Source organism: Candidatus Nitrosopumilus sp. bin_68KS (genome assembly GCF_054095825.1).
In genome coordinates, this window is sequence record NZ_JBSWSP010000018.1 from 13,527 (window position 1) to 29,597 (window position 16,071).

The following is a 16,071-nucleotide window of genomic DNA, read 5'->3' on the forward strand; positions in this document are numbered from 1 at the left end:
ATGAGAAAATCACCACTTGGATTATTTGCTGGCAGAGTTTTAACTTCTAAAAAGAAAAAGCAGCGATGGGCAATTTCAACATACAAGAGAAGAAAACTTGGAATTGATAAAAAAGCAGATCCGCTTGGAGGAGCTCCACAAGGACGTGGAATTGTTTTAGAAAAAGTAGGGATTGCTGCAAAACAGCCAAACTCTGCTATTAGAAAATGTGTTAGAGTTCAATTAATTAAAAATGGTAAAACAGTTACAGCATTCTTACCCCGAGACGGTGCAATGAACTTTATTGATGAACACGACGAGGTTCACATTCAAGGAATGGGTGCAACACAAGGTGGTGCGATGGGAGATATTCCTGGTGTTAGATTCAAAGTTTTCAAAGTTAACGGTACATCACTTCACGAACTAGTAATTGGAAAGAAAGAGAAACCAAGGAGATAGAAATGGCACAAACTAAAAACTTGTTATTATTTAGAAAATGGGATTTATCTGATATTGAAATCAAAGATCCTGGACTAAAAACTGCCATCTCTCTGAGAAAACAAATTTTGCCTTACACTTATGGCCGTTCTGCATTAAAACGATTCAATAAAGCAGATGTCAACATTGTTGAGAGATTTATCAACAAAACAATGCACTTTGGAAAAAAATATGCAAAGAACACAGGACGAATGACTGGAAAGAAAACTAAACTTCTAAACACTGTAAAAACTTCTTTTGATATTATTGCTCTAAAGACTGGACAAAACCCAGTTGAAGTTTTAGTTAGAGCAATTGAATTTTCTGCACCAAACGAAGATACTACTAGAATTGTTTATGGTGGTACTGTTTATCACGTATCAGTTGATGTTGCTCCCATCAGAAGAGTTGACTTGGCACTAAAGTTTATGGCTGATGCAATCAAAGAGGCAACATTTTCCAATCCAAAACCAATAGAGGAACATATGGCAGAGCAAATAATGCTTGCAGCAGCAAATGATCCTAATGCTCCTTCTGTAAAGAAGAAAAATGAGCTAGAACGAATAGCACAAGCATCTAGATAGATATTTTAGAAATTTTCAGTAGCCCGAGGCAGATTCGAACTGCCGTCTCCGCCTATCCACTCTTGAGATCCAGAGGGCAGAATCCTTGACCGCTAGACTATCGGGCTACTTGAAGAAATTTTCCTGTTTAAGAATATAATCATTTGTTGTTATGTTTACTTTCTATAATGAATTATTTTTTAGATATCTTGAAATGATATGATTATTTTATTCTGACTTCATGAATTGCAGTTGAATAATCACATTCTGCTTTTAATCGCATGTATGGAATTAGTCTATAGTGGATAGAATAAATTTCTCCTTCTTTTAACAAAATACCTTTTTGCATCAATGACACTAGTCCTCTTGATGGAACATTGATTGAAACATTTTGTTCTTGACAAATTTTTTGACGTTTGTTTTGAAATTGTTTCAGTGTAAATGATACATCATTGACTTCTAAAACTAGGGGCCAAATTATTTCACTCCATACCCATCTTCTGTTTTGAGTAGCTGAGGCATGCTTTCCTTTTTCACTCAACATTAATAACATGACTCACAGATGTTATATCTTAATAGTTGTCTCAAAACGAAATTGAAGAATCATTAAACTTGTTGGAAAAAGATTGGGATATTGATCCAATTTTGCGTAAATTCATGCTTGGGAAAATTACTGATGTGTCTGACTATCCACTTAAAGTCAAAGATGTAGTATTTCATGTCCCATATCTTAATTCTGAGAAAAAATTTATTCTGTGGAAGTGTTATTGGCCTGATTGTCACAACTGCTGTGACAGACAAGGGAGACTCCCACTAACTTCTGATGATTTGATAACAATTGGAAAAGGCTTGAAATATCAAAAACCTTCTGATTTTATAAAAAATGAGACACTTACAGTAACGTATCATGAACCTGGACCTTCAGGACAACTAACTACAATGACTACAATTAATCTGAAAAGAAAAAAAGATGAAACAGCAGCTGATGATGGAACTCACATATCTTGTAGATTCTTAGATGAAAAAGGTGGATGTAGTATGCATCCAGACAGACCTGGTGTTTGCTATCTCTATCCGTTTTCTAGCTGGCTTGAAAATGAAAAAGGCACTGCACGTGTTCATGCCACCTATCAGTTTACAGGGGACTGCCCTGGATTTTACTTGGCAGATACTCTGGATCCAATGAAAGATGAATTCAAGGATTATTCAAAAACAATTTACGATTATAACATGGCATCAAATAGAACAAATAGAGAAGGATTTGGCTCTGTTAGTTTTAGTTAGGCTTTAGCTACTTTCATCAGATCTGCAATTTTTATATTCATTCCAAATCTGTCTTCATGCTTTTTCATATAACGAAATATTGCAATGAAATCTGGTAGTGCCTTGAAGAAACTAAAGTTCTTGTGAATTTTTGCTCGAACAAAATTAAACACTTTGGCATAAACTTTGTAGTGCTCTTCTACTGCTTTCTCATAAGCTTTGAAATCATTCATATTTTCTAGAAATATCTCAACGCATTGCATTGATGGAATAATTCCTTCCCCCAATAATGCATAAACTGTTCCAATTGATTCGCCAACCCCAACTACCTTACCTGAATAATATGGCTTGCATCTATCTGGTGTTGCAAGTCTAATCGGTCTGCCTTTTGTTGCAATTACTTTGCCTCCATGTTTTTGTAAAAATTCATCAGTTGCCTTGATGTGTTGTTTATTGTAATCCCCTGCTCCGATATGTGCCCATTTCTCACCTAATGGGAAATACCAAAAGTATCCTGACATTCCTGGAAATGGTTCTATGTAAAAATCATCATAGGGTACCCCGTTTTCATATTCAACTTTATACTCGTATGTTGGTAAAAAGAAATCTTCTTTTAGTTTTGGTAGATAGACTCTGTTAAAGCCAGTACAGTCAACTATCATGTCGTACTCTTTTTCTAATTCTTCAATCTTTGGAGCTTGTCCATAGATTATCTTTGAATCTTTAATGAAATCTTTGATTAGTCCTAATTTGTTATATGTACAAAGTCCTTTTAATCCAATGTCAAACTTTACGTCGTTGTTCATTTTGACATGCATGTTTTTGCCATCATGAATTAAAAAGTCATTAAAGTCCCTTCCAGTTTTTTTGCAAAAATCTGCCAATACTGGTTTTATCGTTCCCCATGCACAAATTGAATCGTGTTTTTCTTCAACACTTCTTTCATAACCTACAACTTCATGCTCTGAGTCCTTTAGTCTGGCCATAAGATATGATCCTGCAACCCCCATTCCCATTACTGCAATCTTCAAGATGTCTTGAAATTTCCTTTTGCCTAATAAATACACTATCTGGAAATTTTGCTAGTGTTAACCTGATTGACACTAGTATGAAAAAGTAGTACTGGTTAAATATGAAATTTCCATATTGATTTTGAAAGGTAAGTCTTTCGTCTGATTACAATAGTTTCAGGCCTAAAGACAATCGCTGTCATCAGGTAACAGATGTTTCTGATCTTAAGCGACGAGCTGTCATCAACATCCTTTCGGGAGTTGATCTTAAGCTCACTCACCTTTTCATAAAGTTAAATTTGGTAACACAGGTTATTTTACCATGGATACAATTGACGCAATAAAATCTCGTCGTTCAATTAAGAGTTTTAAAAATCACCAAATCACTAAATCTGAAATTAATCAAATTTTGGAATCAGCTATTTTATCTCCAACTTCGTACAATATTCAAAACTGGAGATTTGTAATTGTTACAGAACAAAAACTCAAAGATGAACTGTCTCAGCTATCCTATGGACAAAAACAAGTTGCAGAAGCCTCTCTAGTCATAGTACTTTGTGCTGACTTGAAGGCCTGGGAGAAAAACCCTGAGCGCTATTGGAAAAACGTTTCAGAAGAATCTCGAAATTTCCTAGTCAATGGAATCAGGCAAGCATATTCAGGAAATCCTGAACTTGAAAAAGACCAGGCAATTCGTTCTTGTGGAATTGCTGCTCAAACCATTATGCTTGCAGCAAAATCTATTGGATATGACAGCTGTCCTATGGAGGGCTTTGATTATGATAAGGTTGGAAAACTAATCAATCTTCCTGATGATCATATAGTTACAATGATGGTGGTACTTGGAAAATCTGCAAAGGATCCTACACCTCGTGGTGGACAATTACCTCTATCTGATGTGGTCTTTGAGAATTCCTTCTGATGGAATACATTTACAAAAATTGTGGAACAGGTTGTCGTGCATCTCGTGGTATTGGAAAGAATTATCAACTATGTGATAAATGTGATAAAATTAGACAGAGACAGAAATTTAAAAAACCAAACTGAATTCTGGATCATTTCAATAACGCTTAAGTTCCTAATTCATAGAGCAATTTTATGAAATTACTAATCATTATTGTAGTTGCAGTAGTGATTGGAATTATTGCCGTTTCAGCAGCACTTACTCAATACAGTCTTGATGTTGCTAAACAAATAGACCCTTCTATACTTGAAAAACAAGAAAATCTTGAATTAGCATTGAGTGAATGTAGTTTGATTATGGAAGATGAACTTGCTTTGTTAGATGATCTTACATTATATGATGCTGAAGTATTGTTGACTGCAATTAATTGGGAATACTGTGTTAATAATGCCGTAATTGTGTATGGTACTCTAAAACAACAAGAAAATTGGGAATTAGAAAAGCAACAAAATCCATTACGATTAGAAATTGACGCACAACTAAAAAATGCTCAAATTCAAGATTGCCACGAACAATGGTCAAACCAAACTCAAAAAATCAATGAATGTATTGATGATGTTAATTTACAATTTCCTTAGTTTAAAAAAACCAATTTCACTCCAATACCCTTAAGTTCATTATATTTTCATACGATTTGTAATTGATTTGTGAGAGATGTGATTCTGAGTTTTCAATTCATACTGATAGAAAACTAATTTGTCCTGATTGTAAGGTTCAACTAGACTTGCTAGATGAAGAAAAAAAAGTAAATGATAGAAGAATTAACAAGTTATTAAAACACAAGGAAGCAGAATTGAAAAATCCAACAACAGATGAAACTATGAAGCGATTAGAGCGCAATTTACAAATTGAATACAAAAAACGTGATGGGATTATTAACGCGATTAATTCCAAATCTACATTCTAATTTTTTCATCGTTTATTCAAGTATGAATTTGCATTCATGTTTACTTAGATTATATGTTGTGACAAAACCATGATTTTTTCATGGGAAAAAGACTTACAATTGTATTGGATGATGATATTGTAAAAAAATTGAGAATTATTCAAGCAAAGCAAATTAGTAAATCTGCAAGTGCTGTGAGTTTTTCAAGTGTGGTTAACACTGAACTCAAAAAAACTCTCAAATAATTACAACAATTAATTCAGTATGAACGCTAGTTTTTCACTAGACTCTCAAGTGATAATCCATAGTATGGGTTATCTCCTGTTTCTAATCTTTTTATCAATTCTTTTTTAAATTCATAGATCTCTTTTGCAGTTTTCATATTTTTGGTGTGATCTTGATTCTGATAATGTTGACTTTGCAATATCAGTACACTATTAGTTAATGATCTGTCTTTGTTTTTTTGTTATAACTATGACCTACCCTTTTAGGCTTGATTCTTCCTAGATACTCTCTCATGATTTGTAATATGTTGGGGTGCAACACAGGCATATGTCCAAGAAATATTTTACCATTTCGAAGAGGAGTTATCTGTTGAGGAGAAACTAAAAAACATTATTCATTACCATCTAACTACATATAGAAATAGAGTAAAACTGCAAAATCAGAAATTATTCTAACTTTTCAAAATTAGAAAAAACCGACAATATTTTCTATGAGAAATGTGTGAACTATGTGTGCATTGTACTAGTACTTGCAAACAATATGTTGCAAAGAGCAACTCTACCGAGGGCGGTAGATACGAGCAAGGCCAAAAGCGATGTCCTGAATGTGAGCTTTTTATTTTATGGGAGGGCCTTTGGTGTCCTTGCTGTGGGCGATTACTGCGAACAAAGCCCCGTGCCAGGAAACTCAAAAACAAACTATCTCTTAGTCGCAGATGACTTTATCAACATACTTAATTTGATAATTATTTCATAATCACAATGGGCAAACTAGTTGCAATAGGAGTTATTCTTCTTGTAATGTTTTTGATTATAGTTGGACTGTTTGTATATTCATACACTCAACTCTCAGTTAATCTCAATGATGTAAAATTTCACAGCATAGATTGGGCACCGCTAACATGGGATAAACTACTCAATCTTGGATTATCTACTCTAACTGGTGAATGGTTTGGTGCAGCGTTTGAGCTAATTGAAGGAATTAATTTAAATTTATTCTTTGGAATTGCAAATAATGGACTCCTACCAGTATACATTCCTGATTTGTCCTATGATGTTTTGATTAATGGAATCTTAATTGGCAAGGGAACTAGCAATGTTGATCTTGTAATTAATCCCGGACAAATCAAAGTTATCTCATCATTTCAAAATATTACACAAGAAAGTATGATGCCTGCAGTTTCCTCAGTCATTGAATCCCAAGGTGTGATGGAGATTAGAGTCAAAGGAATTGCATATTTTCAATTCTTCGGGCAAGGTATTCCTGTTCCATTTGAATCGTATAGGACCATTTCTGTCTATGATGAGGTGCGAAATAGAATCAATGAGGAAATTCAAAAAAACAAGATGCAAAACTCTGTTATTTCCTCTGTTGGGAAATCCATAGAGAGTACCCTTGGCAGCATTGTAAACGAATTATTTGGTGGACAGAAATTAGATTTGTCTTTATCTGGCCAGAAATTTGTAGACTCTATGTATGAGGTGGGTCCAGGATCTTTTACCTATGTTGCGTTTACTTTACCTTGTGATGCCAAAGTTGAAGGTGGATTTATTGCAAGTGATATTTTAGGTGATGACATTATTGTACTTGTAATGGATGATTATAATTTTAATAAATTTGAAAATAATCAAAGTGCTTTATCATTTTATGATAGCGGTAAGGTAAAGTCTGGCCAATTTGATTTGTTGTTAGAATCAGGGGAATACTATATTATAATGTCAAACCAATATTCTGTATTATCTACTAAAACTGTACAGTTACAAGCCTCTTCGCTTTGTGTTTAATCATTTTGGCAATCCATGTCAAGGCAATCCTGACACAATCTCATTGTAATGTTTGGAAATTGTTTTGACTGTCGTGTAAATACTATGGGTTTATGTCCACATGAGAAAACTTGCTGGTCCATGAGAGTGATTATTGTATCAACAGTATATCAAGAATGCTAAGTGTATGTAAAATTTGAACAGAATATTTCCTATATGCTGAAATTATTTATGGAACATTATGGACATTGAAGAAGTAGACGAATTCATCTACGAATTCCATGAAAGAATTTTGGGTATTACACCGCCAAAAAAGTCTGATTAATCTAGTATCTGCAAAATTCTATCTACTATTCTGTTGTGATCTGAGGAATTCTCGGTTGACATCAATATGAGGTCTTTTCCGTGATATACGGTAATCCACTTTACATTATCCCTTGATTCTACTGACCAGTTTGTTTTGCCCAGCTTACCATCAAATATTTTGTTCATTTTAGCCTTGAGTAGTGCTTCTCTGTGTACTAGCTTTGTTTCAGGAACTGTAATCTGTGGGGTGATTCCTTTTTTTCTGTCATATGCTTTTAGTCTGCCACATTTGCATAAAATCCCTACAAATCTAATGGTACTATCTATGCTGAGAAATTCACTGCAAAGCCTGTTTTCTAGTCTTTGTACTTGCACTGTTTTGATTGGTTTTGAAAAATTAGAGCCTGGGAAAAATTTTTCTTGACTAAATGGTGATGTTTGGTTGTTATTCTTGTGGTTTTTATGCTGATGATGTATGCTAGTATGGTATGGTGCTAGTCTGGATTGGAATTGCAGTTGGAATTTTAATTGTCGCAGTACTAATTGTAAAGGCTACAAGGACTAATCCACGCGAAATTGCCGGCATGAATATGCGATGCAAAAAGTGTGGAACTGAGACGGGTGGTATGCTTTGTCCTAAATGCAACAAGACCTTTGGGGTATAGTGGAACTGATAAGTTCTACGTGAGCATTATAAGCAAATTTTTCATTTTATGTAATAATGAAATCAAAACTAGCAATAACCTCACTAATTGCAATGGTTGCAATAATATCAGTTGGTCTACCATCAGCCATGGCTGACTCTGATGCAAATCACTTCAAACAACGACACATTGAAGTAACTGACTTTGTTGGAAAAATCCAAATCACAGAAGATACCAGACGAGCAGATCTTAGAGAGCAAGTAACAGTATCTCTTAGTGAAGCATCTTCACTATATCCTGATTCTAATAGAGCAAGAATTGGAGTAGTAGTTAATGAAAATGATGACAAATTCCTAGTATGGGTAGTAGTTGAAAGAGAGTATAACCCTGAGACCTTTACTGGAGTAAAATATTTTCATATAGTTGACGCAGCAGACATTTCCAATGTTACCACAGTAACACAAGAAATCGACAACACTGATAGAATTCAAAAAAAGATTGACCGACTAGACCAGAAAATCGACAAAATATCAGAAAGATTGTCTAACAATCCTGATGATAACAAGGCAGAATTTTTAGATATCTTGTTGCAAATTCGAGATGCAATTAGTAACGGTGACTATGATTTAGCAAAAGATCTTAGAAACTCACTAAAATCACTTAGAGGAAACTAGGCCTCTTTTCTTTTTTATCTGATTGAATAAATCCCAATGTGGTACAACTATCTAAATAATTTAGGCTAGAGGTAGTCTTCGATAATTTTCTACTAGTTTTTCTTTGTTTGTAATGGCTATTTTTCTGAGTCTTGCAAATGTACTTTGAAAGATTTCTAATTTTTGTTCTTTTGATATCATAATATCCTTGGCGGCTTCTCATAGATAAAGGGCGGACAATTAGACATTCCAACAGGCTTAAGTTTGAAAAAGTTGTAGTAATTCTGTGACTGAGAAAAAACCAAAGAAAAAAGATGGGCGAATGCAAAAGGGACAAAAGGCAGCTGTTGCAAAACAGCGAGTTCAAAAATACAAAAGCGAGCAGCAAAAAAAGAAGAAAAGAAAAAAGCCAAAATACTAGAATATCCTGTCATCTGTTCTGATTAGAATTATTGCACTGTCTTTGCTTGTTGGATTTTTGATTTTAATTGGAACATTTTACCCATAATGTTGCAAACGCTTAAGATGCTATCTTTTGAGTCTCATCATGATAGTAACAGTAAATGACAAAAAAGCAATAGGCATCAGTGGATTTATGCTAATTTCAATTGCCCTTTACCTTGTAGTGTCCTATGTTACTATGGGCTAATTCTAGGAGAAAATGTATATTCAAAATGCAATAAATTTGTGTACATGGGATTCAAAGACTGGTTTGTAGATGATAACAGTGGGAATTATTCCGTAAAGGTTCAATGTACTGGATGTAATCGAATTACAGTAGTCAAAATTCCATCTGGTAAGACATTTGAGAAATGGTGCGAGAAATCAAAGTGTGGTCAGTGCAGTGGTATCTGGGAAAAACTAGACTAGGATATTTCTTTTTTGGTACTGTTTTAGTAATTCATTAAAATCTGAATACTGACTACATCAATTCCGCTTGATTTTGCAACCTTACACTCTTTCCTTGCAAACTTTTTTATGTTTTCTTAGGTTTTCCGTAGAGTGAAATTCAGCACCGCAAGCTCTGCATTTTTCCTTTTTCTTTTTATGTGCAATTTCCTTATGCTTTTCTAACCTTTCAGGATACTTGAACCTAGAGCCACATTTATCGCATTTTAGTTTCCTTACACTATCTACATCTAAATCTGCCATACTTTGTTTGGTATCTTCTATTACTAAAGATGATTCCCACATTTATGATAAAATAAATTAATTTGAAAGGAATTTGGCAATTTTCTTAAATATATTTTTGAATTGACAAGATTATGGCTCAAGTATGTACAGGATTATGTGATAGATTCAAACCTAATTCATTTACAAACAATCTGCGATACAAGATTGGTCAGAAGTGGTGCTCCCTTTGCGCATTATTTTTTATGACAAAAGAAAGTACATGTCCATGTTGCAAAACACGATTAAGATCAAGTCCCAGGAGTAAAAAAAATGAAATGCCAAGAATGTAATCACGAAAAAGGAGAATGCGAATGTCTGTGTTGCTGTTCCATATCTAAAATCGGATGTCCTACTTGTATCATTCCAGTTTTAGGGTATAGACAAATTAAAAAGATTATTAGAAAAATGAAAAAAGTCTGAATAAAATAAATTAAATTTCATACCTATCTGCATCCATTTTTATTCCCAAAATTGTAGATGAGTCCCAGTGCAGTGGATCTTTTCTAGATGCCACTTGCTCTACTGGTCCTGTCGATTTCAAACCTTGAATTTTATTCAATCAAAATTGCAGGCTTGAACGGCCTTGCATGTTTGGCCTTTCCTTTTGGATCATAGATGTCTGCGTCATTTTCTGAAAATACTAAAATCTCTACATCGAATTCCTTTTTACCAATACTTGATAACTCTGACTTCAAGAATTCCTTTTCATCAAATGAATCCGATTCTAATTTCATACTTTTGATATCTTCAGATTCTGAATGCAAGTCTTTGATTACTTTTTGTATGTAATCTGGCATCTTTTTAGCTTCTGCCGTTTCAGGATCTGCAATTAATTCCTTCATCACTACTCCCATATTGTTTTGACCGCCAACCATGATTCCTAAAACTTTACGATACACTTTGGATTTCATCTCATCTGAATTTACATAGATTACAATTTTCTTTGGAGTAATTTTTGTAACTTTGAGAATATTTGCAATATCATTAATTGTTCCTTTGAGTAACTCTTCGGATTGTATTGCAGTTGCATCAACTTTGTCTTTTGAGAATTCTGGCCACTGTGTCTTTGATACAAGTTCTTTATTCTCTAATGCTACCCACATCTCTTCTGCTACATGCGGTGCAAATGGGGACAACATTGCAACTCTGTCTGAATTAATTTTATGCAAAATTCCTGAATTGTTCTCTCTTCCTTTGGCTTGTACTCTTTTGTTATACCAGCTCAATTCTGATTCAAATGAGAACAAAATATCATGTAGCGCCTCTCTTAATCTCATTTTCTCGACTGCATCTGTAACTTGACTAATCAAATTCTGGGTTTTCGATAAAATCCATCTATCCTCAGGCTCAAGATTTCCAATTTCTCCTGGTTTTACGTTACTACAATCCTCCAATAATGATTGCAGTTTATTTTGAATGCCTGATACTGACTCCATGTTAAAATCAGCATCTTGGAGTAGTTCAGCTGATGATATTATTGCCAGTCTAATCGGATCTGCACCATGCTCTCTAATTGCAGTGCGTAATGGAATGATATTTCCCATACTCTTTGACATTTTAGCGCCATCCATCATGACACTACCATTAACTACAATTTCTTGTGGCCAATACTTTTTATCAAATATTGCAACGTGATTGAGAACAAAAAATGTCAAATGATTCTGAACCAAATCACGTCCTGAGTGTCTTGAATCTACTGGATAGAAATATGTAAACTCTTTTTTCATTACACTAACAATATTCTCAGAAAGCTTGGATGATTTGGCAGCTGATGTCATGTCTCCTTTATCAAGTAAAATAAAATCAAAGAGTTCTTTTGTAAGATTCTCAGGATTTACTTTATCTTCATTTACAAATCGTGATATGGTATAATATGCCATGTATATGACAGAATCTGATAATGACTCTACAATCCAATCTTTGTCCCATGGTAGTTTAGTCCCCAATCCTTGCTGTCTTGCACATGCTCTCTCATGTAACCAATTAACTACATCATGAAACTCTGTTTTGATTTTGTTTGGTAGAATATTCATCTCATCAAAGCATTGTCTTGCCAATGCTTTCCACTCTTCATCTCCGTAATTGAGAAACCATTGATTTGATAGTATCTTTACAACACATTCAGTTCCACAACGACAACGCACAGGGCCGTTCTCAAGTACTGGGAATTTTTCTAGATGATCATTCTTTTCTAACCGTTCCCTTACTTTATCTCGTCCAAACTCTACATTAATTCCTGCAAACTCTCCACACTTTTCATTTAATTTTCCTGTGGTGAACTCTTTATTGTATAATTCATTTGTTGCCTCATCTAGTTTCTGGTCTGTTTGGTTTGATACTCCCATTGTTTCACAAATCTCTTTTGCTGGAATTTCCCCATACCCTTCTATGGTAATTATTGGAATGGGCTCTATTTTTGAGGCTAAATCATGCTTTTTGGCCTTGAGATCCATTAATGCCTGGTAATCTTTTGGAGCATGAGCTGGAACTGACATTACAAGTCCCGTTCCTATTGCTGGCTCTACAAAGTCTGCAGGTAAAATTGGAATCTCTTCTCCATTATGTGATGTTACATATCTTCCAACTAGTTGACTACCTGGAATGTCTCCATCAACTGTAATCTTTTTCTCGAAAAACTCTAGCTTGTGTGCACACTCTTCAGATACTATCCATTTTTCATTATTTACTGTAACTTTTTTATAAATTACATTTGGATTAATCCAGAAATTTGTTATTCCAAAAATTGTTTCAGGTCTTAATGTTGTAATTGGAAATATTAAATCACCGAACTGGAATTTAACTAGATAATTTTTGTCATCAATCTTTGGTTCAACGTCTCCCATTGTATCGTGCTGTGACACTGGATTGTTATCTCGTGGACACCAACCAACTGGATGACTGCCTTGAATGATTTTACCATTCTCTTTGAGTGTTGTAATTTGCCACTCGATAAATTTCTGATAACCTGGAACTATGGTTGTAAATTCTCTACGCCAATCAATGGAATAACCCATCTCTATCATGCCAGACTTTATCTCTTCATGAAAATAGTCTGCAATCTTTATTGGTTCAACAAATGTTTTGATATCTTCTTCTGGAACATGGTAAATGTTTCTTAGTCCATCTAGAATTTCTTTTTCACCTGATTGGATTCTCTTTGCCATGCCAAGTACTGGTGTTCCAGTGTAGTGGAATCCCATTGGAAATAAAACGTTGTAGCCTTTCATTCGATAAAATCTAGCATGAACATCAGCTAGTGTGTATGTTCTTCCGTGTCCTATGTGTTGAGGTGAGTTGGGATACGGATATGCAACTGTAATGAACTTTTTTGGTTTGTCATTGGGTTCTGTCTCAAAGTCCTTGTTTTCAATCCATTTGTTTCGCCACTTTTCTTCAATTTCATTCCAGTTAATTTCCATATTTTTCATTCATCCTAAAATCATTGATTTTGCTTTGGCTATTGCCTGCTCCATTTTAGATGTGTCTTTTCCTCCACCTTGGGCAAATTTGGCATCCCCCCCACCTGAACCTCCTAAAATTGTGGCAATTTCCTTGGCAATCACGCCTGCATTAATCCCTGACTGCTCTCCTGCATACACCAAAATTCTAACAGTTGGACCTGCCTCGAAAATCCCGCAAAATGCTGCAGTGCTGTCTTTAGATACTATCTTTTTGCCAAAGTTGAGATGAAAATACTCATCATAATTCTCGCTTGCTGTAAAACATAGTTTGTTTTTGACACTTATTCCATCTAGTTCTCCTGTTTCTCCAGATAGAATTTTTTCTAATAGAATGGGAATTTGCTCTCTTGCTTTTTGTTTATTTTCCTCTCTTTTCTTTTCTAGTTCTTCTTTGGCAGCAGCTTCTTGCTCTTTTTGTTTTAAAATAATCTCTTGTTTCTTTACATACTCATATGCATTAGGACCTGAGACAAACTCTAGACGAACCACACCGTCTTGAATTCGTTTAGTCTTTGTAATTTTGATTAGTTTAATGTCTCCAGTCTTTTTGACATGTGTTCCACCACAAGCCTCTACATCTTGGTCCTCAATTGATACAATTCTTACTGACTTTACTGGAACTACTCCTCCCTGATAAATTCTAAATCCATATGTTTGCTCTGCAGTTCCTCTATCAAAGTAATCAATGTTTACTGTAAGATTTTGTTTTACCATTTTGTTTGCAGCATCTTCGATTTGTTGTACTTGCTGATCTGTTAGTGATGAATGGTGAGTTATATCAAGTCTAGCATGATCATCGTCTTTGAATGCAGAGTGCTGCCAAATCCATGAACCTAGCACTCCTCGAGATGATGCGTTAATGATATGGGTACTGGTATGGTTTTTTGTAATGTTTGCACGTCTTGTTGCGTCTACAATACACTTCACAATATCTCCTTCTTTTGGAGTGCCACCTTGTAGCTGGTGAACAATAATGTTTGCGTGTTTATCTACATTAATCACTTTGAATCCTGCTATGCTTCCATGGTCTGGTTCTTGTCCTCCGCCTCTGGCATAAAATGAGGTTCTATCTAGTACAACATGATCATCAAATATTTTGATTACCTTGGCATCAAACTCCATTGGGTCATCTTTGTAAAACAGAGTATCCGTTTCAGGCAAATCCTCAAGTGGCAATTCTGCAATTGCCTTTTTCTTTTCAGACTGGTGCAAGTCTGAGAGTTTAGAGTAAAAAGAAGATGGAATTTCATCAATTGCATTGACTTCTTTGAGGTATTCAGGCGTAATTCCATCTGATTCGTATAATGTGATTAGCTCATCAACTGTTGGAACTCCTCTCTCTCGAATCTTTTCTGCCTTTTTCTTCATGTGGACTTTGGATTCCTCGTATCGTCCAGCTTCAATCTTTAGAATTTTTTTGACATCATCTCTTTTCTCATCAAGTTCTGGGTATGTATCCTTGAGATAATCAATATGAGTATCAATCAAATCATCAATGTCTAATTTCAAATTTAATTTGCTAATTGTTGCATTGATTCTTCGCAACATCATTCTGAGATTATATCCGCCACCAACATTGCTTGGCAGTGCACCATCAGTAATTGCAAATATCAAAGTTCTAAGATGGTCTGCAATCAGATACATTCCTTCCAGTGGTGTTATCATTTTGTTTAGTTGGTCGTCAGTTAGTCCTGCTTTCTTTATTGCATGTCTTCTTACATCATTTAGATCCTCAAAACTATCTAACGCCTTTGCAATTTCTGTAAAGTATTTTCTTAAAATTTCTGAATCCGAATCAATTCCAATGGTGTTAAATAATTTTTGATTAATTGGACCAAAACAGCAATCATATGCAGTTGGAGTTCCCATGGTAATCCATGCAAATCTCTCCAAGCCTGCACCCATGTCAATTACTCGCTGGTCAAGTGTTGTGTGCTGTCCAAGCTCTCCTTGAAATTCAGTAAAGACTGCATTGCCAAGTTCTAGACCTCTGACGAAATACTCTAAAGACGGACCAAAAGAGCCGCCACCGGCCCAAACATCTTCAACAAAAACAACTTCTTCTTTCTTTATTCCGAACTGATCAGTAAGTAATCTATAATCCAAATCAACGCACTCATCTTTCCAGTATCCGTTTCCTTCTGGAATGCTGTGCTGTCCAATCATACAGAAACTTGAAAAGTGTCTGCCTGTAACTCCTACATTTTCTAAATCTTTGAATCTCAAACAAGTCTGTGGAACTACTAGTGGATTTGCAGGAAACTCAAAGACTACCTTTGAACCCATGACTCTCTGAAAATCAACAACTGATGCGATTGTGAAAAATAAGTCATCTCGCCATCTGCAAACTACAGGATAACGGCTAACTGATTTGTGATTATTTTTTACAAAAAACTCTTCGACTTGCTTCCAAGATTCAGTATAATCAAATCTCTTTTTGGTTGGAGGCTCTCCGATGAATGAATACGTGTCTGTCCCATCATCAGGACATAAATCTCGCCCTGAATCCAGCGTCCAAAAGAATCTGCCACATTTTGTGCAAGATTTTCTGACAAATCCCTGCTCTGCGAATAACTTGACATTGTAATATCTATCAGGATCTGATGAAAATTCTTTTAGAATCTCTTTTTTATCCAACGATGAAGGCTGTCCTATTCCGATATTAAGAATTGTCGATTAATAATACATTAAATATTGTTGTTCA

General features: G+C 35.0%; 20 protein-coding genes and 1 tRNA gene. 14 read left to right on the forward strand and 7 right to left on the reverse strand.

From position 1 onward, the window contains the following. Both ACW9W3_RS07445 and ACW9W3_RS07450 read left to right on the forward strand, forming a co-directional pair. On the forward strand, window positions 1-438 hold the full coding sequence (locus ACW9W3_RS07445; protein WP_457765520.1) for a 30S ribosomal protein S12: 438 nt from the start codon (window positions 1-3) through the stop codon (window positions 436-438). Between the two features lie 2 nt (window positions 439-440). After that, window positions 441-1,040 (forward strand): 30S ribosomal protein S7, encoded by a 600-nt coding sequence (locus tag ACW9W3_RS07450; RefSeq protein ID WP_457765521.1) that lies wholly within the window; start codon window positions 441-443, stop codon window positions 1,038-1,040. Window positions 1,041-1,059: 19 nt separating this feature from the next. Here ACW9W3_RS07450 and ACW9W3_RS07455 read toward each other — a convergent pair. Next, window positions 1,060-1,147, reverse strand: a tRNA-Gln gene (locus ACW9W3_RS07455). A gap of 95 nt (window positions 1,148-1,242) precedes the next feature. Next, complete coding sequence (locus tag ACW9W3_RS07460; protein ID WP_457765522.1) at window positions 1,243-1,563, reverse strand: hypothetical protein; 321 nt, start codon at window positions 1,561-1,563, stop codon at window positions 1,243-1,245. Between the two features lie 35 nt (window positions 1,564-1,598). Here ACW9W3_RS07460 and ACW9W3_RS07465 point away from each other — a divergent pair, with 35 nt between their 5' ends. Then, window positions 1,599-2,303 (forward strand): YkgJ family cysteine cluster protein, encoded by a 705-nt coding sequence (locus ACW9W3_RS07465; RefSeq protein WP_457765523.1) that lies wholly within the window; start codon window positions 1,599-1,601, stop codon window positions 2,301-2,303. On the opposite strand, the gene ACW9W3_RS07470 is transcribed toward ACW9W3_RS07465, so the two are convergent. Continuing rightward, window positions 2,300-3,313, reverse strand: a complete 1,014-nt coding sequence (locus tag ACW9W3_RS07470) for an NAD(P)/FAD-dependent oxidoreductase (protein ID WP_457765524.1) — start codon at window positions 3,311-3,313, stop codon at window positions 2,300-2,302. The genes ACW9W3_RS07465 and ACW9W3_RS07470 overlap by 4 nt on opposite strands. 301 nt (window positions 3,314-3,614) lie before the next feature. On the opposite strand from ACW9W3_RS07470, the gene ACW9W3_RS07475 reads away from it, so the two are divergent. From ACW9W3_RS07475 to ACW9W3_RS07500, 6 genes are all read left to right on the forward strand, one after another. Continuing rightward, window positions 3,615-4,214 carry a nitroreductase family protein gene (locus ACW9W3_RS07475; protein ID WP_457765525.1) on the forward strand — a complete coding sequence of 200 codons (600 nt, stop codon included), beginning with the start codon at window positions 3,615-3,617 and terminating at the stop codon, window positions 4,212-4,214. Further along, complete coding sequence (locus ACW9W3_RS07480) at window positions 4,214-4,339, forward strand: hypothetical protein (RefSeq protein ID WP_457765526.1); 126 nt, start codon at window positions 4,214-4,216, stop codon at window positions 4,337-4,339. The genes ACW9W3_RS07475 and ACW9W3_RS07480 overlap by 1 nt, the downstream gene beginning before the upstream one ends. A gap of 51 nt (window positions 4,340-4,390) precedes the next feature. Further along, window positions 4,391-4,834 carry a hypothetical protein gene (locus tag ACW9W3_RS07485; RefSeq protein ID WP_457765527.1) on the forward strand — a complete coding sequence of 148 codons (444 nt, stop codon included), beginning with the start codon at window positions 4,391-4,393 and terminating at the stop codon, window positions 4,832-4,834. Window positions 4,835-4,896: 62 nt separating this feature from the next. Next, entirely contained in the window at window positions 4,897-5,163 is a 267-nt protein-coding gene (locus tag ACW9W3_RS07490; protein ID WP_457765528.1) for a hypothetical protein, read from the forward strand. Window positions 5,164-5,243: 80 nt separating this feature from the next. Then, complete coding sequence (locus ACW9W3_RS07495) at window positions 5,244-5,387, forward strand: hypothetical protein (RefSeq protein WP_457765529.1); 144 nt, start codon at window positions 5,244-5,246, stop codon at window positions 5,385-5,387. 741 nt (window positions 5,388-6,128) lie between these two features. Next, the gene (locus ACW9W3_RS07500) at window positions 6,129-7,151 is read left to right on the forward strand and encodes a hypothetical protein (protein ID WP_457765530.1); all 1,023 of its coding nucleotides are present in this window, start codon (window positions 6,129-6,131) and stop codon (window positions 7,149-7,151) included. Window positions 7,152-7,451: 300 nt separating this feature from the next. Here ACW9W3_RS07500 and ACW9W3_RS07505 read toward each other — a convergent pair whose 3' ends face one another. Next, window positions 7,452-7,811 (reverse strand): hypothetical protein, encoded by a 360-nt coding sequence (locus ACW9W3_RS07505; protein ID WP_457765531.1) that lies wholly within the window; start codon window positions 7,809-7,811, stop codon window positions 7,452-7,454. A 113-nt stretch (window positions 7,812-7,924) separates the two neighbouring features. Between ACW9W3_RS07505 and ACW9W3_RS07510 the strand changes: the two genes are divergently transcribed. The 4 genes from ACW9W3_RS07510 (at window position 7,925) to ACW9W3_RS07525 (ending at window position 9,603) form a co-directional block, all read left to right on the forward strand. Continuing rightward, on the forward strand, window positions 7,925-8,101 hold the full coding sequence (locus ACW9W3_RS07510; RefSeq protein WP_457765532.1) for a hypothetical protein: 177 nt from the start codon (window positions 7,925-7,927) through the stop codon (window positions 8,099-8,101). Window positions 8,102-8,157: 56 nt separating this feature from the next. Then, window positions 8,158-8,754 carry a hypothetical protein gene (locus ACW9W3_RS07515; protein ID WP_457765533.1) on the forward strand — a complete coding sequence of 199 codons (597 nt, stop codon included), beginning with the start codon at window positions 8,158-8,160 and terminating at the stop codon, window positions 8,752-8,754. A 265-nt stretch (window positions 8,755-9,019) separates the two neighbouring features. After that, window positions 9,020-9,154: a hypothetical protein gene (locus ACW9W3_RS07520; RefSeq protein ID WP_457765534.1), complete on the forward strand. Its 135-nt coding sequence runs from the start codon at window positions 9,020-9,022 to the stop codon at window positions 9,152-9,154. Between the two features lie 272 nt (window positions 9,155-9,426). Continuing rightward, a complete protein-coding gene (locus tag ACW9W3_RS07525; RefSeq protein ID WP_457765535.1) occupies window positions 9,427-9,603 on the forward strand; it encodes a hypothetical protein in 177 nt (58 codons plus the stop codon). Window positions 9,604-9,684: 81 nt separating this feature from the next. Here the strand turns inward: ACW9W3_RS07525 and ACW9W3_RS07530 are convergent, their stop codons facing one another. After that, window positions 9,685-9,885 carry a C2H2-type zinc finger protein gene (locus ACW9W3_RS07530; RefSeq protein ID WP_457765536.1) on the reverse strand — a complete coding sequence of 67 codons (201 nt, stop codon included), beginning with the start codon at window positions 9,883-9,885 and terminating at the stop codon, window positions 9,685-9,687. Window positions 9,886-9,998: 113 nt separating this feature from the next. Between ACW9W3_RS07530 and ACW9W3_RS07535 the strand changes: the two genes are divergently transcribed. After that, complete coding sequence (locus ACW9W3_RS07535; RefSeq protein WP_457765537.1) at window positions 9,999-10,196, forward strand: hypothetical protein; 198 nt, start codon at window positions 9,999-10,001, stop codon at window positions 10,194-10,196. A gap of 261 nt (window positions 10,197-10,457) precedes the next feature. On the opposite strand, the gene leuS is transcribed toward ACW9W3_RS07535, so the two are convergent. Then, window positions 10,458-13,325 carry a leucine--tRNA ligase gene (gene leuS / locus ACW9W3_RS07540; RefSeq protein ID WP_457765538.1) on the reverse strand — a complete coding sequence of 956 codons (2,868 nt, stop codon included), beginning with the start codon at window positions 13,323-13,325 and terminating at the stop codon, window positions 10,458-10,460. Window positions 13,326-13,334: 9 nt separating this feature from the next. Further along, entirely contained in the window at window positions 13,335-16,004 is a 2,670-nt protein-coding gene (gene alaS, locus ACW9W3_RS07545; RefSeq protein WP_457765539.1) for an alanine--tRNA ligase, read from the reverse strand. Window positions 16,005-16,071: the final 67 nt, after the last annotated feature.

Coding starts and splice junctions, on each gene's coding strand:
- ACW9W3_RS07475 (WP_457765525.1), top strand. CDS start 3,615: ATGGATACAATTGACGCAATAAAATCTCGTCGTTCAATTAAGAGTTTT.
- ACW9W3_RS07515 (WP_457765533.1), top strand. CDS start 8,158: ATGAAATCAAAACTAGCAATAACCTCACTAATTGCAATGGTTGCAATA.
- ACW9W3_RS07450 (WP_457765521.1), top strand. CDS start 441: ATGGCACAAACTAAAAACTTGTTATTATTTAGAAAATGGGATTTATCT.
- ACW9W3_RS07530 (WP_457765536.1), bottom strand. CDS start 9,885: ATGGCAGATTTAGATGTAGATAGTGTAAGGAAACTAAAATGCGATAAA.
- ACW9W3_RS07500 (WP_457765530.1), top strand. CDS start 6,129: ATGGGCAAACTAGTTGCAATAGGAGTTATTCTTCTTGTAATGTTTTTG.
- ACW9W3_RS07525 (WP_457765535.1), top strand. CDS start 9,427: ATGGGATTCAAAGACTGGTTTGTAGATGATAACAGTGGGAATTATTCC.
- ACW9W3_RS07480 (WP_457765526.1), top strand. CDS start 4,214: ATGGAATACATTTACAAAAATTGTGGAACAGGTTGTCGTGCATCTCGT.
- ACW9W3_RS07485 (WP_457765527.1), top strand. CDS start 4,391: ATGAAATTACTAATCATTATTGTAGTTGCAGTAGTGATTGGAATTATT.
- ACW9W3_RS07495 (WP_457765529.1), top strand. CDS start 5,244: ATGGGAAAAAGACTTACAATTGTATTGGATGATGATATTGTAAAAAAA.
- ACW9W3_RS07460 (WP_457765522.1), bottom strand. CDS start 1,563: ATGTTGAGTGAAAAAGGAAAGCATGCCTCAGCTACTCAAAACAGAAGA.
- ACW9W3_RS07510 (WP_457765532.1), top strand. CDS start 7,925: ATGGTGCTAGTCTGGATTGGAATTGCAGTTGGAATTTTAATTGTCGCA.
- ACW9W3_RS07535 (WP_457765537.1), top strand. CDS start 9,999: ATGGCTCAAGTATGTACAGGATTATGTGATAGATTCAAACCTAATTCA.
- ACW9W3_RS07445 (WP_457765520.1), top strand. CDS start 1: ATGAGAAAATCACCACTTGGATTATTTGCTGGCAGAGTTTTAACTTCT.
- leuS (WP_457765538.1), bottom strand. CDS start 13,325: ATGGAAATTAACTGGAATGAAATTGAAGAAAAGTGGCGAAACAAATGG.